Annotated in this window: 20 protein-coding genes; 4 read left to right on the forward strand and 16 right to left on the reverse strand. The window is 56.3% G+C overall.

The window, feature by feature from the left end; genetic code table 11:
* Nucleotides 1-15: 15 nt before the first annotated feature.
* The 16 genes from DLM86_RS12430 to DLM86_RS12500 all read right to left on the reverse strand — a co-directional run bounded on the left by DLM86_RS12430 (nucleotide 16) and on the right by DLM86_RS12500 (nucleotide 14,216).
* Nucleotides 16-1,632, reverse strand: a complete 1,617-nt coding sequence (locus DLM86_RS12430; protein WP_158289452.1) for an extracellular solute-binding protein — start codon at nucleotides 1,630-1,632, stop codon at nucleotides 16-18.
* A gap of 22 nt (nucleotides 1,633-1,654) precedes the next feature.
* Nucleotides 1,655-2,530: a carbohydrate ABC transporter permease gene (locus tag DLM86_RS12435; RefSeq protein WP_110840341.1), complete on the reverse strand. Its 876-nt coding sequence runs from the start codon at nucleotides 2,528-2,530 to the stop codon at nucleotides 1,655-1,657.
* A 9-nt stretch (nucleotides 2,531-2,539) separates the two neighbouring features.
* Nucleotides 2,540-3,487, reverse strand: a complete 948-nt coding sequence (locus DLM86_RS12440) for an ABC transporter permease (protein WP_110840342.1) — start codon at nucleotides 3,485-3,487, stop codon at nucleotides 2,540-2,542.
* Nucleotides 3,488-3,673: 186 nt separating this feature from the next.
* On the reverse strand, nucleotides 3,674-5,908 hold the full coding sequence (locus DLM86_RS12445; protein ID WP_158289453.1) for a helix-turn-helix domain-containing protein: 2,235 nt from the start codon (nucleotides 5,906-5,908) through the stop codon (nucleotides 3,674-3,676).
* Between the two features lie 214 nt (nucleotides 5,909-6,122).
* Nucleotides 6,123-6,407, reverse strand: a complete 285-nt coding sequence (locus DLM86_RS12450; RefSeq protein WP_281272132.1) for a GNAT family N-acetyltransferase — start codon at nucleotides 6,405-6,407, stop codon at nucleotides 6,123-6,125.
* A 183-nt stretch (nucleotides 6,408-6,590) separates the two neighbouring features.
* Nucleotides 6,591-6,791 carry a tautomerase family protein gene (locus DLM86_RS12455; RefSeq protein ID WP_110840345.1) on the reverse strand — a complete coding sequence of 67 codons (201 nt, stop codon included), beginning with the start codon at nucleotides 6,789-6,791 and terminating at the stop codon, nucleotides 6,591-6,593.
* A gap of 244 nt (nucleotides 6,792-7,035) precedes the next feature.
* Nucleotides 7,036-7,563, reverse strand: coding sequence for a histidine phosphatase family protein (locus tag DLM86_RS12460; protein ID WP_110840346.1), 528 nt, complete (start codon nucleotides 7,561-7,563; stop codon nucleotides 7,036-7,038).
* A 25-nt stretch (nucleotides 7,564-7,588) separates the two neighbouring features.
* The gene (locus DLM86_RS12465) at nucleotides 7,589-7,873 is read right to left on the reverse strand and encodes a hypothetical protein (protein WP_245954564.1); all 285 of its coding nucleotides are present in this window, start codon (nucleotides 7,871-7,873) and stop codon (nucleotides 7,589-7,591) included.
* A gap of 184 nt (nucleotides 7,874-8,057) precedes the next feature.
* Nucleotides 8,058-8,471, reverse strand: a complete 414-nt coding sequence (locus DLM86_RS12470; RefSeq protein WP_110840348.1) for an NUDIX hydrolase — start codon at nucleotides 8,469-8,471, stop codon at nucleotides 8,058-8,060.
* Nucleotides 8,468-8,926: a metallothiol transferase FosB gene (fosB, locus tag DLM86_RS12475; protein ID WP_110840349.1), complete on the reverse strand. Its 459-nt coding sequence runs from the start codon at nucleotides 8,924-8,926 to the stop codon at nucleotides 8,468-8,470. Before fosB ends, DLM86_RS12470 begins: the two co-directional genes overlap by 4 nt.
* Before the next feature lie 22 nt (nucleotides 8,927-8,948).
* The gene (locus tag DLM86_RS12480; protein WP_110840350.1) at nucleotides 8,949-9,374 is read right to left on the reverse strand and encodes an NUDIX hydrolase; all 426 of its coding nucleotides are present in this window, start codon (nucleotides 9,372-9,374) and stop codon (nucleotides 8,949-8,951) included.
* A gap of 52 nt (nucleotides 9,375-9,426) precedes the next feature.
* Nucleotides 9,427-10,155: an undecaprenyl pyrophosphate synthase gene (locus DLM86_RS12485; RefSeq protein WP_110840351.1), complete on the reverse strand. Its 729-nt coding sequence runs from the start codon at nucleotides 10,153-10,155 to the stop codon at nucleotides 9,427-9,429.
* A gap of 178 nt (nucleotides 10,156-10,333) precedes the next feature.
* Nucleotides 10,334-10,987 (reverse strand): CDI toxin immunity protein, encoded by a 654-nt coding sequence (locus DLM86_RS31725; protein WP_146250204.1) that lies wholly within the window; start codon nucleotides 10,985-10,987, stop codon nucleotides 10,334-10,336.
* Between the two features lie 16 nt (nucleotides 10,988-11,003).
* On the reverse strand, nucleotides 11,004-12,044 hold the full coding sequence (locus tag DLM86_RS12490; RefSeq protein ID WP_110840352.1) for a glycoside hydrolase family protein: 1,041 nt from the start codon (nucleotides 12,042-12,044) through the stop codon (nucleotides 11,004-11,006).
* On the reverse strand, nucleotides 12,025-13,179 hold the full coding sequence (locus tag DLM86_RS12495) for a glycosyltransferase family 4 protein (protein WP_110840353.1): 1,155 nt from the start codon (nucleotides 13,177-13,179) through the stop codon (nucleotides 12,025-12,027). Before DLM86_RS12495 ends, DLM86_RS12490 begins: the two co-directional genes overlap by 20 nt.
* Entirely contained in the window at nucleotides 13,176-14,216 is a 1,041-nt protein-coding gene (locus DLM86_RS12500) for a nucleotidyltransferase family protein (RefSeq protein ID WP_110840354.1), read from the reverse strand. The genes DLM86_RS12495 and DLM86_RS12500 overlap by 4 nt, the downstream gene beginning before the upstream one ends.
* 762 nt (nucleotides 14,217-14,978) lie before the next feature.
* Between DLM86_RS12500 and groES the strand changes: the two genes are divergently transcribed.
* The 4 genes from groES to cntA all read left to right on the forward strand — a co-directional run bounded on the left by groES (nucleotide 14,979) and on the right by cntA (nucleotide 19,235).
* On the forward strand, nucleotides 14,979-15,293 hold the full coding sequence (gene groES / locus DLM86_RS12505) for a co-chaperone GroES (protein WP_110840355.1): 315 nt from the start codon (nucleotides 14,979-14,981) through the stop codon (nucleotides 15,291-15,293).
* Complete coding sequence (gene groL, locus DLM86_RS12510) at nucleotides 15,286-16,902, forward strand: chaperonin GroEL (RefSeq protein WP_110840356.1); 1,617 nt, start codon at nucleotides 15,286-15,288, stop codon at nucleotides 16,900-16,902. The genes groES and groL overlap by 8 nt, the downstream gene beginning before the upstream one ends.
* Before the next feature lie 53 nt (nucleotides 16,903-16,955).
* Complete coding sequence (locus DLM86_RS12515; protein WP_245954565.1) at nucleotides 16,956-17,459, forward strand: hypothetical protein; 504 nt, start codon at nucleotides 16,956-16,958, stop codon at nucleotides 17,457-17,459.
* Between the two features lie 171 nt (nucleotides 17,460-17,630).
* On the forward strand, nucleotides 17,631-19,235 hold the full coding sequence (gene cntA / locus DLM86_RS12520; protein WP_110840358.1) for a staphylopine-dependent metal ABC transporter substrate-binding lipoprotein: 1,605 nt from the start codon (nucleotides 17,631-17,633) through the stop codon (nucleotides 19,233-19,235).
* Nucleotides 19,236-19,260 lie beyond the last annotated feature (25 nt).

Consider the following 19,260-nt stretch of genomic DNA (forward strand, 5'->3'; position numbering starts at 1 on the left):
CTCCGAAAACGGATCTTATTTATACATGTCCTCCGTCAGCATCGCTTTGCCTTTGTTTTCGGCGTGCCACGCTTTCAGCCACTCGTCGACCTTCGTGCCCCCGCCCTTCTCCCAAGCCGACTTGGCGTCCCGCACCGCTTGCTCGACGGTGTAACCGCCGCTCACGACCGCCTTGACCAGCGTATCGCTGACCTGCTGAAGCGAATTGGCGCGGATCGTCACCAGGTCGTTCGGAAGCGCCGGCCACCATTCGACGTGCGTCAGGCTGGACATCGGCCGGTCTTTGCTCAAGTAAGCCTCGCGCGCCAGCTTGATCGCGTTCAAAAACGCGGCCTCGATCGGCTTCGCCGGATCGTACTGCGCGTACTTCAGATCGTGGTTGCACTTGCCTCCGAACAACACCGGGGACAGCATCTGGTTGGCGGCGAAATAATCGACCTCCTTGCGGTTTTTCTCCGGATCGATCGCTTGCGGACACCCGTTGGCGTTCAGCTTGTAATGGACGCCCTCTTGACCGAGGTTCAGCATCTTCGCCGTCGGCTCCGAGACGAGGAAGTCGATGAAGCGGATGACCGCCTCCGGGTTTTTCGCCTTCGCGTTGACGACCGCCGTCATTTGGAACGGGACGTTCAGGATCGGACTGAATTGACCGAATGAGCTGGCCGGCAGCGGGATCGGGATCGGCTCCGCGGTCGGATTGTTTTTCATGAACGCTTCGAAGGTGGGGAAATCCTGGAGGCCGACATTGGCCGCATACATGCCGAGCTTGCCGTTGATCCAGTCCTGCTTCGCCTTCTGCCCGTTTTTGTCCGTCAAAAAGTCTTTGTCGACGATGCCTTCCTCGAACAGCCTTTTGCGGAAAGCGGTCGCCTCCCGGGCTTGCTCCCACGCGTGCTCGACGACGCCGTCCTTGTTCACGAACCAGTGCTGGTTCTGGAACATGTGATCAAGCGTATATTCGCCGATGAAGCTGATGTTCATGCCGAACGTATCCCGCTTGCCGTTGCCGTCCGGATCGTTCTCGGCGAACGCCTTCGCGACTTTGTACAAGTCCTCCGTCGTTTTGGGCACGTCCAGCTTCAGCTTCTTCAACCAATCGTTCCGGATGAACAGCACGTGGTTCGTCTGCAGACCGGGCGCCCGGCCTACCTCGTACAGCTTGCCGTCCGGCTTCGTGCCGAGCTTCTTCAACGCCGGGTACTGCTGCATGAGCTTCTTGTATTCCGTGCTGTGCTTTTCGATCAGCTCGTCGAGCGGCATGATCTGTTTTTGCACGTACAGGTCGTTGCGGAATTGCGCGCTGTACTCGAACACGAGATCCGGCGCGTCGCCCGCGGCGAACAGCGCGTTCAGCTTCTCGACCGATTCGTTGCGCGGAATCGCCACCCACTTGACTTCCACCGGCGAATGCTCGTTAATCCACTCCGTCCACCGGTTTTTCTCAATCGTGCCTTCCTCCTGCGGCACTTGGCCCCGATCGTAGGCCGATACGGTTATGACCGGTTTTTTCGCCGGGGCCGCCCCGTCCGCTCCAGGCTTCGGATCGCCGCCCGTGCAGCCCGCGACGGCCGAACCGAGCACGGCGATACCGCCAAGCAGCGCCATGCTCCGCTTGTTGTTCCACCACTTCATGCCCATGGACCTCCCTTTTGTCTTATCCTTTGACCGAACCGAGCAGCATGCCCTTGACGAAATATTTTTGCAAAAACGGATAAATGATCAGCATCGGCAGCAGGCTCGCGACGATGCCGGCCGCCTTGATCGACTCGGGCGTAAGCCCGACGGAGCTGTCCGGCTGGACGTAGCTCATTTCCTGCAGCAGCGACTGGCTCCGGATCATCTGCTGCACCATGACCGACATATTGAGCTTTTCGGTCGAATTGATGTAGATCAGCACGTTTTGAAACGCGTTCCAGTACCCGACCGCGTAAAACAGCGTAAGCGCGGCCAATACCGGAAGCGACAGCGGAAGCGCGATCCGGACCAAATATCGCAGCTCCCCGCAGCCGTCCATGCGCGACGCGTCGTCCAGCTCGCTCGGCAGCTGCTGGAAAAACGAACGAAGCACCAGCATGTTGTATGCGCTTACGAGTCCGGGAAGCCATATCGCGGCGTATGTATTGATCAAGCCCAACGCTTTTACGACCATGTACGTCGGGATCAAACCGCCGCCGAACAGCATCGTGAATACGATCGCCGCCGTGTAAAACCTTCGGCCCGCCATGTACGGCCGCGACAGCGGATACGCGGCCATAATCGTAAACGTCATGCTGAGCACGACGCCGACGACGGTCAGCGTCACGCTGTTCCGGAACGCCCGGACGATGCCTGTGCCGGCGATCAAGCTTTCGTAAGCGCCGAACGTCCACCCTACCGGCCACAGGCCGACGAGGCCGGATAACACCGCCTGCGAATCGCTGAGGGATAACGCCGCCACATGAACGATCGGCAGCGCGCACGACAGTCCCGCCAGCGTCAGCAAAACGTAATTGAACGCGTAAAACCATTTTTCACCCGTCGAGACGCGCATGTCCTTCACCTACCACAATTCATGATTGTACGCTCGTGCGATCCGATTCGCCGTTACGACCAGCAATAATCCGACCAGCGACTCGAACAGGCCCATTGCCGTGGACAAGCTGAACTGAGCGCGCTGCAAGCCGAATTTGTACATGTACGTGCTGATCACCTCGGAGACGTCCGACACCCCCTGATTTTGCAAGTTCGTCACCTGCTCGAACCCGACCTCCATCACGTTGCCGATGGATAAAATCAAGACGAGCACGACGGTCGGGCTAATGCCGGGGAGCGTGACGTGAACCATCTGCCTCCATTTGCCGGCGCCGTCGATGCCGGCCGCCTCGTACAGATGGGGATCGATCGCCGTAAGCGCCGCCAAATAAATGATCGCACCCCAGCCCGCCCCCTTCCATATGCCCGAGCCGATGAAGATCGCGACCCAAGACGTCTCGTTGTACAGAAACGGAAACGCCTCCCCGGTCCACTTCTCGACCCAATGGTTCACGATGCCGCTTTGCTGAGAGAAAATCGTGATGACGATTCCCCCGACGATGACCCAGTTCAGGAAATGCGGCAAGTAGACAAGCGTCTGCACCCATTGCTTGAACCAGCGCCTTCTTACCTCGTTCAGCATAATGGCCAGCGCGATCGGGACGGGAAAGCCGACGACGATGCCGAGTATGCTCAACAGGAGCGTGTTGCGGATAATTTGCAGCATTTGCGGGTTGCCGAATATCATCTCGTAGTGCTTCAGCCCGACCCACGGGCTGCCCATGATGCCGTCGGCGAAATTGTAGTCTTTGAAGGCGATAACAAGGCCGAACATCGGAGCGTACTTGAATATCGCGAAGAAAACAATTACCGGTACGAACAGGAAATATAGCGGAATATTTCTTCGAACAGCGCGCTGCAACCGCCTTAGCCGGACCGTCGATGCGTCCGCGCCTGCCTCCCATGCCGGTTTCATCGATTCACCTCCTCTTCCCTTGCATGTTCGGTCGATGCTTCCGCCGTTTTCGCGGCGCACCCTTACTGTAGGCGATCGGATTCGGAGGCGGCAATCGACAAGATCCGAAATCGATATACCGTCTGCGCAAAATGCGGTCGGCGAGCGGGCATATACAGAATCGGCACGGTTAACCGATTCGGACCGTTACCTGCGATATTCCCCGGGAGTCATGCCGACGGCCTTCTTGAACGTGCGGATGAACGAAATCGCATGGGTGTACCCGACCTGCCGGCCGATTTCCTGAACCGGCAGCGACGTGTCCCGCAGCATCGTTTTGGCGTTCTCGATCCGGACCTTCATCAAGTAATCGACGAACCGCTCCCCGAATTCTTCGCGAAACAGCCGGCTCAAGTAACTGCCCGTAAACCCGAACACTTCGCTCAGATGGTCAAGCGACAGGTCGGGATTCGCATAACGCTCCTCGATATACTGCCGCACCTCTCGCGATATGGCATGGCCGGATTTCGTCTCTCGCAGCGCATCCATCTGATTGGCGCCGTCGTCAAGCGCCTTCCGAAACCGGGCTTCGATTTCCTCAAGCGTGTCCGAGCCCTCCAGCGCTTCCGTCAGCCGGGGCAGCACGGTTCGGCTCCAAATGTCTTGATAGGACTCCGGCAGCCGGCCGATTTCCCGAGAAAACGAATAGACGAAGTAATTGGCCAGGTGGACGATATCGTCGCGGGGGATCACGCTGCTTCTCATCCGGCGGAACATTTCATCGAAGCTGTCCCGCCACTGGCGCTGCCCGATTCGAAATTCGTGGGCCATCCGATGAATATGGTGCAGATGCTCGAAGCCCGATCCGCCGCTGCCTCCTCTTCCGAGCTCCCCGTATCGAATGAGCCGGTTGCCGCCGAGCGCCGGTCGATAGTTCAGCGCTTCCTGCGCATCCGCATACGATAAAGGCAAGTCGGCGATTCGGCTTACCGTCGTCCCGATGCCGAACGTCACGGTGAACGTCACGTTCGCTTCCAGCCAATCTTTGACTTGCTCGCAATGCCGCACAATTACTTCTTCCGTTTGCATGCTCGCTTGCCATCCGTACAGAATGCCGATCCGGGAATTGGAGAGCCACTCCGCCCATACGGATCCGTTCATGGATTGGGCGATTTCGTGAAGAACGCTGTTCAGCACATGCTTCAGCAAATATTGGTCCCGCTCGTCATACCGGCTGCAAAATTCCGCATACTTGTCCATCTCCGCGATCGCGATTCCCCATCGGTCGCTGCCGCCGGACAACGGCCGAAGGGCCGCCTCGTCCGCCCATTCTTCGGGAACGAACGCGCGGTGGCCGTCCAGCAGCTCTTGAAACAAATGCTTTCTTCGAATCAGCAGGTCCTCCTCGAACCGCTTCTCGTATTTGTTCGCTTGCTCCATCAGCTTGTCGAGCGACATCTCGATGAAGGCGAATTCGTCGCCGCTCGATTTGCCGAGCAATTGGCTGCTTTTCTGGACGGAATAGGTGTGGATTCGCGCAAGAACCGATTGAATCGGCCGGTAGTGTCGGCCGGTTACGTAAAAGATGATGACGGCTCCCGCCAGTACGACCGCCAGCCCGAGGAACGGCCAGACGATGGAGAAGGCGGAGAACAGCTCTCCCGCCGTCGCGTTTTTCAACCCGCTTCGAATGGTCCAGCCGGTATAGGGCGATTCGAGCTGGCTCAATTCGATTCCGGAGGACGGCTGCGACACGTTGCCTTGTCCGTCCGGCCGTGCGGAGCCGGTCACGTAACCGCCGCCCGGTGCGAACACGTTCACGTAGCTGATCCCGATCCCCGACATGTCGTCGATCAGCTTTTTGAGCGAGTCGACGCGAACGTTGACGACGACGAAGCCCGCCGACCCGGATAAGATCGGCGCCTTGTGGACCAGACTGACGACCGGACGCGCCTGCTCCCGCTCCGGCAGCTCGCTGAACGGCCGCCGTTCCGTCCATCGCCCGGGAATGCCGTCGCGAACGACGGACTCGATAAACTCGCGGTCGCCGAACTGCTCGAGCGGGACCATCGTATTCGGGCTCAAAATCATGCGGTCCGACAGCCGGTAGGCGTACATCGAATCGACGTACGGCGTATTGACGACGATCGTTCTCAGCTTTTCGGACAATTCGTATGCGGCCAAATAGGCGTTATCCTCGCGAAAGAAAAACCGGCGAAACGTTTCGGTTTGAATATCTTTGATCAGCGTCTGGTCGATGCTACGCAGCGAATGCTCGATCGCCTGCGCCACGTGGCGTGCGAACACATCGTTCGCCTGCCGCGCTTGTTTTCGGGAAAGATCGCCTACGGCGAGAAAAAAGATGATCGCCAACAGAGAGACGATCATGAAAAAGATCGGCAAATAGGACAGGAGCAGCTTTCGATACCATCGTCTGGACAAGCGTCTTCCCCTCCGAAAAAAAGATAGCGCTTTCATTTTACTTTGCGCTTTATTTCCATCTTAACCCTTACCTTTGCCGTTTCAATATACATCGTCGTCAACCGATATACATAATCGACTTCCGCTCACAGGCTCGCGCATTTTCCGAGGGATTGGAGCCCCTCCTCCATTCCGGCATGCCGCCGTCCGCCTTGCTATGAACGCCTGTGAGCGGCTACGGCAGTTCCTTTGCGTAATAAATAAGCCCCCGCCCTTTCCAGTGAGTTCGCTTCGTTTCTTTGTACCCGTTTCGTTCAAACAACGTTTGGGCCGGCGTTTGACTGCTCGTCGTGTCCAAAATCAGTGTGGTGTATCCTTTCGCCTTCGCCGCTTCCTCCAAAGCGGACAGCATCTGCCGCCCAAGCCCTCTCCGCTTTTTCCTATACGATCGGATGATCATGACGTCAACTCCCTGAGCGTCGTTCGGCCGGCCGGCCGGGCTAGTCCACCAATTCCGCAAGCCAGCCCTTCAGTTCGTCGGAAGTGTCGGCGATAAAATCGCGGACGCGTTCTTCCGTGAAATAGATCGGCTCGATGCCGGGTTCGTTTGCGGCATATCGAAAACCTCCTTATTTGCATCTAGCATCGTTTCAGCTGAAGGCTTCGATTTGCAACCTGCAGGCCGGTCCATTTGCGGCATCGGTCAGCTAAAACTTTTTCGATAATCGTCGGTCAGCATCCCGGAATAGCCCCAGTTCTCCTCCTCGATCTCCTGAATGACGATATGGGTATGCTCCGGTTTTTTCCCCAGTACGGTGACCAACGTTTCCGTAAACTGCTGCACAATGAGAGCTTTTTGCTCGCGGGTGGCGCCTTTCGTAATTTGAAGATGGATGTACGGCATGTTGGATCCCTCCGTTTTTAACTGTGATCTTCAATAAGCGATATCTTTCCGTTTTTCATCCTGAATACCGACTATCCTTGCAGCTGCAAGCGTTCTCCGGCTTTTAGCCCGTTGGGCAAATCCTCCGCAACGTTCTCGCCAATCGCTTTCATATCCGTAATCGTTCGTCGATGATCGTCCTCGCTTCTTCCATATTCATATCCATGCTCCCTCCACAATGACGCCATAGGTTTGAAAAGCAGTCTCAATCAAATGCGTATATTTTATATTCTCCGTTGCCCGAAGCATATCTCAATAGGTTCCCGTCGGCAGGCATCCCTTCGAAATAAGCGCCAATACAGCCGGTCGTGCATCGATGGCCGGACAATAGGATGCGGACATCTTTGCCGCCGTATCGGCCTTCCAGCTCGCGCATATAGTCGAACACTCGGTTGACGAAGCTTTGGATCGGTTCAACGCCCTTGTACAGTTGAGGATCGGGGACGCCGCCGGACATGTTCACCTCGCTTCTTCGTAAGCCGTCCGCTTCGCCCAAGTCGAAAACGTCCAAACGCGGATCCGTCATCGCCTTCTTGCTCGTTGCGATTTCCGCCGTCTGAACGGCTCTCTGCTGCGGGGAAGAGAACACGTAGTCGAAGGCGACGGATGCGAGCCGCTCCTTTAGTCGTTCCGCTTGCCGGATTCCATTGTCGTTTAACGGCAGGCCTCGTCTTCCTTGGAGTCGACCTTGTTCATTCCAATCCGTTTGCCCATGTCTGATGACGTAAATCAAACCGGCGTCCTCCTCTTCTCTTTCGTTACCCGAAGGCTACGATCAGGCTTGTCGCCAGCAACAGCAAGGAAACGGGCGCCCAAACCGTTCGTTCCCGTTTGCTCCTCGTCATCACGTTCAGTACCGTCGCCAGCGCCGAAAGAGGGACGACGAACCAAGCCGCCGCCGCGCTTGCGAACGACTGCCAAGCCGGAAACAGCAGGCCGGCTTTGCTGAGTACAACGATGGCCGCGATTGCCAAGATCGCCGCTTGAACGAGCGCAGCTACGCGCATAGCAGGCGGGAGCGTTTCGGTAAACGCACCGCCCATCGCGTAACTCCCCCATGGCGCCCCTGCCGCCAATGCCAGCTGAAAGAGGATGACCACTCCGATCGCTACCGCGAACACAAAGGCCGCTATCGATATGTACACGTTCGCACCGACTTTCCAAACGAGTTTTACTCCCGAATAAGCCTCGCTTCGGCATGGCTCATAACGCCTTAGTCAACCGCCGCTAAGCATTAAATTCAACGAGAAACGGTTCATCCCTGTTCAAGCACGAGCGGATTTGGTCTTTGAAAATCGGCCAAGTGATCCGATCCAGGGCCTCCTCCACGGAAAAATAGCCGATTTCTTGGCTTTCCGCCGACGTCTGAAACTCGCCTCCGACGGGCCGCGCCAAAAACAACGTACTGCAGACCGAGTCTTTCACGTTCTGATACATTCCGCAAAATCTCACAATCTCGATATCGATTCCGGTTTCTTCCTTCGTCTCTCGGACCGCGGCGGAGGCTAACGACTCCCCTTCCTCCACATGCCCGCCCGGCATTTCCCATCCTCTTTTCGGCCCGTTCAGCAGCAAAATCCGGTTTTCCCGATCCAACACGATCGCGGCCGCGGTTACGATATGCTTCGGCGGCAAGCTCATGGGTGTTTGTCCTTTCGTTCACCGACTTCGTTCGGCGTTTCATAAAACATCATATGCTCCTTCTCGGCCTTATAATAGGCCAAGCGGTCCTCCAAACAGCCGGTATGAAATTCGAACAGATGACCGTCCGGATCCGTAAAATAAATCGATTTCTTATCCTTCTCGTCTCTCTCTCGGCCAGGCAGGATCGTTGCGTTCGTTTCACACAGCCGTTCCAGCATGAGCTCCAAGTCCGTTTCCTCGATCGTAAAGGCGATATGCGTATAAGACCGGATGGCTGGCGTTCTGGCGATATCTTCCTGATTTAATGCGATCCATAGACCGTTCAAGTCGAAATACGCCAGTTTTCTACCCTTTACCAGCAGCTTGGCTTCGAAAACTCGTTTATAAAAATCGATCGAGGCCTCCAAATCCGATACGGAGAAACAAAGGTGGTTGATCGCTTTTACTTTCATGGTTACGATCGCTCCCGGTTTCCTACTGCTTTTTCCCTTGGTCGAAATAAGCGATGCCCGGTTCTTCGATCAGCGCTCGTAACCCTCCCTTGTAATAAGGCATCAACTCGTCCGCCTTGTCCAAATCGATCCAAGCGACTTCGGAAATTTCACCCGGTCTTGTAATCTCTTCTTTACCGCCTGCTATTTCCGCCTTGAACGTAACAAACAGGGCATGCTCTTGCTTATTCTCGAATCGGCACTCGTTGATCGCCACGATTCGTGAAACCCGGACCTCGAGCCCCGTTTCTTCCTTGGTTTCCCGTATGGCCGCTTGTTCCAGCGTCTCGCCCTTCTCGACCGCGCCGCCCGGAAGGGACCAGGTGGAGTTCCCTTTATTGTTCACCATCAACACTTTCGATCCGGAACGATCTGCAATAAGGGAGTATGCAACGTCTACTCTTCTCATAAGGGTAGTCCTTTCTGCGTCATGTCCTATATTACGGTCCGTACAACGCCCGTCATGCTCTCCGGCGTCTTTCCTCCAACTCCAGAATCGCTCTCTTCAAATGGTTCTCGTCAAAATCCGGCCACAACGTATCGATAAACATCAGCTCCGCTTTGGCCGATTGCCATAATAAGAAGTTACTCAACCTCCGTTCGCCGCTCGTCCTGATGACTAGATCCGGTTCCGACCATTCTTTCGTATATAAATAAGACGGAAACGATTGTTCCGTAATGTCTTCCATGCTGGCAGTATCCCGGATGCATGCCTTGATCGCTTGAACGAGCTCCGCTCGGCCGCCGTAGTTCATCGCGAAATGGACAACCATGCCCGTATTTCCGCTCGTCCTGTCGATGGCGTTCTGTATCACCTGCCGGATGGATTCGGGAAAGCCGGATAAATCCCCTATACACTTTATTCGTATGTCGCTCCGCATCAGTTCTTCCATAATACCGTCTTGAAAAAATAATCGAGGCAAGTGCACGAGATATTGAACCTCTTCCCGGGGCCGTTTCCAATTTTCCGTCGAGAACGCATATAACGTGAGACACTTGACGCCAAGCGCGTTGCACGTTCGTATCGTTTCTTTCATCGCCAACATGCCTGCATAATGTCCGGCCGTTCGCGGCAATCCCCGTTTCACGGCCCATCTTCCATTGCCATCCATCATGATGGCGATATGGTCGGGTACCGCGCCGGTCTTTTTATCGCCGGGTTCGCCCGATCCGGATGAATTCGTCAACATCCCGATACACCTCCTTGTTCCCACAAATGCGTTCGAGTTCTTACACTTCTGCGGCTCAGCCACCACAAGTCTATTCGAATCATCAACGATTCGATCTGCGATAGACAATGCGAATGTGTCAACACGAATCGTTTAATCGCATTTTTGAGTGAAGTAGGTCGTTTTCTCTCCGAATGGTTTATTCCGATAAAGGACTCCTCTCTTCATTGTTTTTAGGGACTTCATTTAAATATCCTACTTTGATTGTTCCGTCATGAGAAAATTCAATGACAAAATCATCCTCCTTAAACACCCACACATCGGGTGAAACTGCTAAAACATCATCCAGATTTTTAATTACATTGAACAATGCAGCTCTTATTACCGGGTCATTTCCATGGCTCCATAAAACATAACATTCTGGATAATCATCAAAATACGACCGTATTCTATCAATTGTTACAACCTCATGGTTTACCTTTTCCCAATTAATTTTTCCAAAGTCCAATAGAGGATATTGCGCTTGAAATCGATCATAAATAACACTCGATTGTTCATGACTAAAAATGATAACTCCATTGGCTAAAGCATCGACACATTCTCGGAATAAAACACTGTACTCCACTTTCTGCGATTGCCGTTGTTTATATAACCGTTTCTCTAATCGAAATCTTTTACCGTCATCGCGACCCATAACTACCTCATTTGACGAATCATTTGTTTTTGACTTGAGGACCCGTCCAATACATAGATTATAGGCCACCGCCCCATATCTTGGAAACAAAAAAAAGACGGACTGCCCCGCCCATGGCGGGGGCCGCCAATCTTCGATGCGATACTCCCATCCGATCATATTCCCAACTTCAGGGTCACTGCCCCTTCATCCTCGCCCACAGCACTTCCGTCAACAAAAAGGACAACGTCGACTCCGCTCCTTTGTTCCGGTTTGCACCGCGTTCGCCGATCCCGTCGCAGCAGGCTCCTTCCTCCGCGTCGACCATCGGGACGGCCGCGTCGTTATCTCCGTAGTACCACCCCCGGCAGCGCCGCGCCATATCCGCATACTTGGGGTCGCCCGTCACTCCGTACGCTTTCGAGACGGCGAGCGCAAGCTTCATCACGTCGATCGGCTGCTGGTCCCACAAAGCTCTCCGCCCCGGCGTACACCACCCCCGATTCCCGATGGGGCGAACGTGCATCTTCTCGTTCACCGACAGGCGGATCAGGAAATCCAAGCTTTCTTTGGCGACCGCCAACCATTCCTCCCGCTTCGTCGCTTCGTAGGCGCACAGCAGTCCCCAAGGCATAACCCCGTTGCTGTAGGACAGCACCGGCTCGTACCAGAGCCAGTCCGCCTTCGCGTGCCGGCGGTACAGATCCGTCAATCGACCGGCCAACGTCTCCAAGACGGGCGTCAGTCGCCACGGATCGCCATGACGGATCGAGAGGGCCACCGCGGCAAGCGCGTAAGCCCAACCGCGGGGGTACCGCATGCCGTCGATCCGGGGCAGCGCCTTCTCGAACAAGTCGATCGCCGCCATCGTCCGGTCCCGGTCCCGAAGCTTGACCATGGCGAGCGCGCTTGCCCACAGGCAGCGCCCCAAGCAATCGTCCGAGGGCGTCTCGTCCTCCGGCGTCCGGTCGTAGGCGATATTGTTATGGAAATGTCCGTCGTCCCGCTGCACCCATTGCAGAAACGATAAGTACGTATCGATCAACTCGCAGAGCATGTCCGCCTCGGCGCCTTCCGCGTAATCGAGCCACTCGAGGCAAGCCCAAAGCGCGCGGGCTTGATCGTCGGTGCTATAGCCTTCCTTTCGCCGGGGGATGAAGCCGAGGGCGTGCTCCAGCAGGCCGGTATCGTCCGTCAGCCGACGCACATGCTTGAAGCTAACGGGTAAGGGACTCAACCGTCGTCACCTCGGCGAACAGCTGCTGGTGCCGCCTGCCCACTTCCGGCCAATGCATGCCGGAGCCGAGGCTTTCGATTTTTTTGCTCCAGCTTTTCAGCCGTACGTCATTGGTCAGCAGCGAGACGATGGCATCGGTCCAAGCGGCCGGGCTATCGTAGGGCAGCAGCAGCTCCGGGTAATCGGCCAGCAAATCCTGCGCATAGGCGTAAGGAGTCGTCAGCACCGGCCTGCCCAAGCCGACCGCGTAGGCGAGCGTGCCGCTCGTAATTTGCTCCATGCCCGGATAAGGCGTGACGTAAAGGTCGCAAGCCATCATATGCTTGACGAGATCGGACTCTTCCATATACCGGTCGAGCATGACCGTATGCCGCTCCATCCCGCTGCTTTCGATCCGCTTCCGAAGCTCCTCGCGGTACCGCTCTCCCTCCCGTTTCTTCACCTCCGGGTGCGTCTGGCCGACGATCGCGTACAGCACGTCGGGTACCTTCTTCGCGATGTCGGGGAGGATGTTCAGAAGAAGCTCGATGCCCTTGCCCCGGCTCAGCAGTCCGAAGGTCATGAGCACCTTCCGGTTCCCCCACCCGAGCCGCTCCCTCACCCGGTGTCGGCTTTCGGCATCCGGCGCGGGCGTGCCGTGAGGAATGAAGATCAGCTTCTCCTTCGGAATGCCGAACGATTGGTGCAAGTAATCGATCGCTTTGCGGTTCATGACGACGATTCTAAAGCTCTTCTCGGCGATTTCGCGCTGGATCGAAGCGTAAGGCTCCGGCGGCTTTTCGAAAACCGTGTGAAACGTCGTAATGAGCGGCTTGTTCAAGCTCCGGACGAACGTCAGCACGTGCGCGCCCGCATCGCCGCCGAAAATGCCGAATTCGTGCTGCAAGGATACGACATCGATATCCGATTGGTTGATTCTCCGCGCCATGCGGGCGTACGCTTCCTCCCGGTCGCGCGGCAGCGGCCACAACAAAGGGTCGTTCCCCTTATCCGCGTCGGAGCCGGTCAACACGACGACGGGGTCTTTCGGTCTCCATTCCTTGGCGCCGTGAACGGCTTGTCTCAAATGATGCGTGTAGGTGGCCAGTCCGCACTTTTGAGGCACATAGGTGCTGACGTAACCGATTTTCGTCATGCTTGCATCGCCTCCATCCGATTCATGACCGCTTCGTGCAAAATTTGCTTGGAACCGAGCTCCAGCCCGTAGCCGAAAATGCAATTGTTCAAATGAATGGCGTCGTTCACCTTGCACCGGTCCCACATAATCGTCTCCGAGCAGCGGACGTACCGGCCGATGGTGCAGTCGTCCCCGATGACCGCGAACGGACCGACGATGGAGCGCTCCCCGATGTCGACGCGATTGCCGATCAGCACCGGGGGGACAAGCAGGACGCCGGGGCCGATTCGGCAATCCTCCCCGACCCATATGCCGCTTCCGCTCTCTTGTCCGGGAATCGGGAGCCGGCACGTCCGGTTGAGCAAGTCCCAATGAATCCGGCGGTACCTTTCCTTAGTCCCCATATCCATCCAATAGCCGGTGACGACTTTGCCGTAGACGCCTACGTTCCTCTCAATGAGCAGCGGGAACGTCTCGCGCTCGATCGACACTTCGCGGTGATCGGGAATATGCCGGAGCACGTCTTTCTCCATCAAGTAAATACCGGCGTTAATCCGCCGGGACGGGGCTTCTTCGAGCCGCGGCTTTTCCACGAACCGCAAAATGCGGCCGCTTCCGTCCTGCTCGACGACGCCGTATTGGGTCGGGTCGTCCACCTCCGTCAGACCGATGGTCACCTTCCCCCCGTGCTGGACGTGATATTCCAGCAACCGCAGCAGATCGATTTCGTGCACGATATCCGCGTTGACGACGAGAAACCGGTCGTCGAGCAAAGGCTCCGCGTTCTTGATCGCGCCGGCCGTTCCTCTTAATGTCGGTTCGACGGCGTACCGGATGGACACCCCCCATTTGCCGCCGTCTCCGAAGTAATTCCGAATCTGCTCGGGATAATGCTTGACGGCCATCACGAAATCGCGAATGCCCTGGTCCTTCAGTTGGATGACGAGATGCTCGAGCCAAGGGCGGTTCGCGACCAGCGCCATCGGCTTCGGCATATGTTCCGTAAGGGGTCTGAGCCTTGTTCCGAGTCCTCCTGCGAGCAATAGTGCATTCATATCCGAATCTCCCTCCAACGATAAAAATAAAAAAAAGAAGCATGTTTCGAACCGGGGACATTCACGCCTTTCGGCCAAACATTTCGTAACACGCGCCCCCTGGAGCAACCGCGCATTGCGGAATCATTTGGTGGACGACGAGCGTCGTCCCGTAAATATCGGCAGTCGGAAAATCCTTCTCTGCTTTGTTCTTATCTTTGGATGAGGTAAAGAAACGATCGTGTGCGTTCCGTTCAGGCAGCGCTCAAGCACCAATGGACCGGCGGCTTCCACGTTCCGGCGGACCGGATGAGGCGACGAAGCTGCCTTTTGTACACTCTCCTGCTCATGGCACCTTACCCTCCTTTCCTACCATGGGCTTGTTGCCCGAGTGTTTGGCACTCACTCGAACCAAGTGCTAACACTAGTGTATGGAGAATGGCGATCATTTTTCAATTCCGATTTTGGTTCAAAATCGGCTTTCGATTTTCAATAAAGCGGATTTAAAATAATTTGCGGTGCAAGTGCTCCATGTTTCTCGCCCTTTTTCCAACTTTCGCCTTTCTTGTTGACTGACGACATCAATAATTCAAGAAATTCCGCACAATCGTGAGCAGGATGAAAAAATAGCCGTGATCTCTCCTTTCCCCCGGCTCCTTTTTCCCCTAGCGCCCGTTTTTCGGAATTGAACGGGAGTCGAAAATCCGTATAGTAAAAATTGAATTGGCACTCCACGCCAGCGAGTGCTAACACCTTATTTCACAAGCAAGGAGGACGTAATCGATGTTGAAACCTTTGGGCGACCGAATCGTCATCGAACCGCAGAAGCAGGAAGAGCGAACGGCCGGCGGAATCGTCCTGCCCGAGAACACGAAGGAGAAGCCGATGAAAGGAACCGTCGTCTCCGTCGGACCGGGACGGCTGGAAAACCGGCAGCGGATCGCTCCGGAAGTGAAGCCGGGCGATTTGGTAATGTTCAACAAATATGCCGGAACCGAAGTGAAGGTCGACAACCAAACGTACCTGATCATGAGAGAATCCGACATTATGGCGATATTGGAACCTTCCAAAGAAAAGGAGCTGGTGGCGAATGGCTAAGCAACTGCTGTTTCAGGAACAGTCCCGCAGCGCCATGCTGCGCGGCGTAGATACGCTGGCGAATGCCGTGAAGGTGACGCTCGGACCGAAAGGCCGCAACGTCGTGCTGGAGAAAAAGTTCGGTTCCCCCCTCATCACCAATGACGGCGTGACGATCGCCAAGGAAATCGAGCTGGAGGATCCGTTCGAGAACATGGGAGCCAAGCTGGTCAAGGAAGTGGCGACCAAGACGAACGACACGGCCGGCGACGGGACGACGACGGCGACCGTGCTGGCCCAAGCGATGATTCGCGAGGGGATCAAAAACGTCACCTCCGGCGCCAACCCGATGGGGATCCGGAAAGGCATCGAGAAAGCGGTTCGCATCGCCGTCGACGAAATCAAGAAAAACGCCAAGCCCGTCGACCGGAAAAACGAAATCGCGCAAGTGGCGGCCATCTCCGCGGCGGATGAAGAGATCGGCCGGCTGATCGCCGAAGCGATGGAGAAGGTCGGCAAGGACGGGGTCATCACCGTCGAAGAATCGAAAGGCTTTGCGACCGAGCTGGAAACCGTGGAAGGGATGCAGTTCGACCGCGGCTACATCTCCCCTTACATGGTCACGGACAAAGAAAAGATGGAAGCGGTGCTCGACGAGCCCTACATTCTGATCACGGACAAAAAAATTTCGAACGTTCAGGAGCTGCTGCCCGTACTGGAGAAGGCGGTGCAGCAAGGCAAGCCGCTCCTCATCGTCGCCGAAGACGTGGAAGGCGAAGCGCTCGCAACGTTGGTCGTCAACAAGCTGCGGGGCACCTTTACGTGCGTTGCCGTGAAGGCGCCCGGCTTCGGCGACCGGCGCAAGGCGATGCTCCAGGACATTGCCGTCCTCACCGGCGGGCAAGTCGTTACGGAGGAGCTCGGTCTCGAGCTGAAGAGCGCCGGCGTCGAACAGTTCGGCAAGGCGCGTCAAGTGCGCGTCACGAAAGAGTTCACGACGATCGTGGACGGCAACGGGGCCAAAGCGGATATTGACGCCCGCGTCCAGCAGATCAAGAAGCAAATCGAGGAAACGACGTCCGACTTCGACCGCGAGAAGCTGCAGGAGCGTCTGGCGAAATTGGCCGGAGGCGTCGCCGTCATCAAGGTCGGCGCCGCCACGGAAACCGAGCTGAAGGAGAAAAAGCTGCGCATCGAAGACGCGCTGAACGCGACGCGCGCGGCGGTCGAGGAAGGAATCGTCGCCGGGGGAGGCGTCGCGCTGATCCAAGCGATTCCGGCCGTGGAAAAGATCGCCTCCGACAACCCGGACGAAGCGACCGGCGTCAATATCGTACGCCATGCCCTTGCGGCGCCGCTTCGCACCATCGCCTCGAACGCGGGCGTCGACGGCTCCGTCGTCATCGAACGAATCCGCAACGAGCCGGCCGGCGTCGGCTACAACGCCGCTACCGGCGAATGGGTCGACATGATCGCCAACGGGATCGTCGACCCGGCGAAGGTGACTCGGAACGCGCTGCAAAACGCCGCTTCCGTCGCAGCCCTCTTCCTCACCACCGAATGCACGGTCAGCGACAAGCCGCAGCCGAAGTCGAAAGGCGGCGCACCTGCGCCCGATATGGATATGTAACCCGAGAACCCGTCCCGTCCGCGTGGGCGGGTTTTCCGCAAGGGGGGATGGTGGTGAGCGCTAACGAATATTTGCTGTACTGCGACCCCTGCAACGAATATACGGCGCTCGGCAAATATATCGACAAGGAAGGCCGTTTCGAGGGCGAATATTCGTTGCTGTACAACCGGCACATCCATAGCGACGACATGCTTTGCCGGTTCCTGATCCGGCATGCGGACCATGCGCTCCGTCTGCACCCCAACCGGACCGAGGCGTACTCCGACATTTTGCGGAACGGGAACCGCTTTATGGACCAAGACGTCGATGCGTTTCTGGAGCTCGACCTGGACCGTAAGGAACGAATGAAGCACGAGCTGGACATGGAGCGCGGGCTGGGGCAGCTGCAGCTCCACGTTCTGCTGGCCATGCTGAAGGAGGAAGCCGAAAGCTTGTCGAAGAAGCCGACCGCCACACCGGCCGAATCCCAATTTCTGCTCGGCAAGGAGGAAGGGGTCAAGCACGCGATATCGGTTTTGGAGGAGCTGCTGGACAAGACGAGCTTGTATTACAAGTGAACCGCGTAGAAGCGGCCAAGGGATGCGCCCTTGGCCGCTTTCGCATTTCGGCTTCTCTGTTCGTCACAAACTTCGATCCCATTCCGTATTGACGCCTTCCCACTTTATAGGTATGATGGACGATAGTAAATCGTAATATTTACTATTACATAAGGTGCAGGAGGATGCGTCATGAAGAAAAGGGTTGCTGTATGGTGTGCGCTAGTAACGGCCCTTCTACTGCTTGCGGGCTGCAGCGGCGGCAAAACGGAAAATGCGGGGGCGGCGGAAAAAGCCGACGAGCTGGTCTATGCCACGGCCAAAGATATCAACGACATGAATCCCCATCTGTATACGGGTTCCATGCCGGCGCAAGGGATGGTGTACGAGTCGCTTGTCGAGAACACCAAAGACGGCATCAAGCCGCTGCTGGCCGAATCCTGGGATATTTCGGCGGACGGCAAAACGTACACCTTTCATTTAAGAAAAGGGGTCCGCTTCCACGACGGCGCACCGTTTAACGCCGAAGCCGTGAAAAAAAATATCGATGCGGTCCAAAGCAATTCGAGCAAGCATGCCTGGATCAAGCTGTCGACGATGATCTCGGAGGTCCGCGCCGTCGATGAGCATACCGTCCAACTGGTGCTGACCGGGCCGTATTACCCGGCTTTGCTGGAGCTGGCGATGACGCGACCTTATGTGTTCCTGTCCCCCAACGATTTCATCAACGGGGGAACGAAGGATGGCGTTAAAGGCTTCAACGGCACCGGTCCCTATAAGCTGACGGAGCATCAAACCGACCGGCATGCCGTTTTCGAGGCCAATGAAAGCTATTGGGGAGGCGCGCCCCGGCTGAAGAAGATTACGGCGAAAGTGCTTCCGGCCGGAGAAACGACGTTTCTGGCGCTGCAGAAAGGAGAAGTCCAATTTGTTTTTACGGACGACCGGGGCGCGGACATCATCGATGTGGAAGCGATGAAGAAGCTGGCCGATTCGGGCGATTACCGGCTTGTCCGCAGCGAGCCCATGAACACGAAAATGATCGTGGCGAACAGCGGCAAAACGGGCAGCCCCGCGCAGGAAACCGCCGTTCGCGAAGCGCTCTGGCATTCAATCGACAGGGAGACGATCGGCAGGCACATTTTCAGCGGCACGGAAACGGCCGCCGACACCTTATTCTCCTCCAACGTCAGCTATGCCGATGTCGAATTGAACAAGAGAAGCTACGATTTGGAAAAAGCGAAAGCGATTTTGGAAAAAGCGGGCTGGAGTCTGGAAAAGGGCGGCGAGGTTCGAACAAAAGCCGGGAGCCCCTTAACCATGAAGCTTTATTACGACGCCAACTCCTCCACGCAAAAGACGCAAGCCGAATGGATTCAAAGCTCCGTCAAAAAGATCGGGATCGGGCTGGAGCTGATCGGCGAACAATCTTCTTCCATCGCCAAGAGAAGATCGACGGGAGACTACGATTTGCTGTTCAACCAGACATGGGGTCTCGCCTACGATCCGCAGAGCACGATCGCGGCATTCACGTCCGAATCCTCTTATTACCACGCGACCCGCGGCATCGCCCGAGCAGACGAGCTGTACCAAAAAATCGGCGAGGTCAAGGTTTCCCTGGACGAGAATAAGCGAAAATCGTTATATGCGGACATTTTGAGGATCGTCCATGAGGAAGCGGTGTTTATTCCCATTACGAACGGAAGCGTCACCGTAGTGGCTCCGAAGCGGCTGCAGGGCGTCTCGTTCAAGCAAACGCAATTCGAGCTGCCGTTTGAGCGGATGTACTTCGAATAACGAATCACGCTGCGCGCCTCCCCCC

Origin of the sequence: Paenibacillus flagellatus (genome assembly GCF_003217775.1) — a bacterium.
GTDB lineage: Bacteria > Bacillota > Bacilli > Paenibacillales > NBRC-103111 > Paenibacillus_AB > Paenibacillus_AB flagellatus.

Bases quoted from the DNA above. Each gene is read 5' to 3' on its own strand.
- DLM86_RS12440 (WP_110840342.1), bottom strand. From the start codon at position 3,487: ATGAAACCGGCATGGGAGGCAGGCGCGGACGCATCGACGGTCCGGCTA.
- DLM86_RS12485 (WP_110840351.1), bottom strand. From the start codon at position 10,155: ATGTTGACGAATTCATCCGGATCGGGCGAACCCGGCGATAAAAAGACC.
- DLM86_RS12470 (WP_110840348.1), bottom strand. From the start codon at position 8,471: ATGAGCTTGCCGCCGAAGCATATCGTAACCGCGGCCGCGATCGTGTTG.
- DLM86_RS12430 (WP_158289452.1), bottom strand. From the start codon at position 1,632: ATGAAGTGGTGGAACAACAAGCGGAGCATGGCGCTGCTTGGCGGTATC.
- fosB (WP_110840349.1), bottom strand. From the start codon at position 8,926: ATGAAAGTAAAAGCGATCAACCACCTTTGTTTCTCCGTATCGGATTTG.
- groL (WP_110840356.1), top strand. From the start codon at position 15,286: ATGGCTAAGCAACTGCTGTTTCAGGAACAGTCCCGCAGCGCCATGCTG.
- DLM86_RS12435 (WP_110840341.1), bottom strand. From the start codon at position 2,530: ATGCGCGTCTCGACGGGTGAAAAATGGTTTTACGCGTTCAATTACGTT.
- DLM86_RS12480 (WP_110840350.1), bottom strand. From the start codon at position 9,374: ATGAGAAGAGTAGACGTTGCATACTCCCTTATTGCAGATCGTTCCGGA.
- DLM86_RS12500 (WP_110840354.1), bottom strand. From the start codon at position 14,216: ATGAATGCACTATTGCTCGCAGGAGGACTCGGAACAAGGCTCAGACCC.
- groES (WP_110840355.1), top strand. From the start codon at position 14,979: ATGTTGAAACCTTTGGGCGACCGAATCGTCATCGAACCGCAGAAGCAG.
- DLM86_RS12455 (WP_110840345.1), bottom strand. From the start codon at position 6,791: ATGCCGTACATCCATCTTCAAATTACGAAAGGCGCCACCCGCGAGCAA.
- DLM86_RS12465 (WP_245954564.1), bottom strand. From the start codon at position 7,873: ATGGGCGGTGCGTTTACCGAAACGCTCCCGCCTGCTATGCGCGTAGCT.
- DLM86_RS31725 (WP_146250204.1), bottom strand. From the start codon at position 10,987: ATGATCGGATGGGAGTATCGCATCGAAGATTGGCGGCCCCCGCCATGG.
- cntA (WP_110840358.1), top strand. From the start codon at position 17,631: ATGAAGAAAAGGGTTGCTGTATGGTGTGCGCTAGTAACGGCCCTTCTA.
- DLM86_RS12495 (WP_110840353.1), bottom strand. From the start codon at position 13,179: ATGACGAAAATCGGTTACGTCAGCACCTATGTGCCTCAAAAGTGCGGA.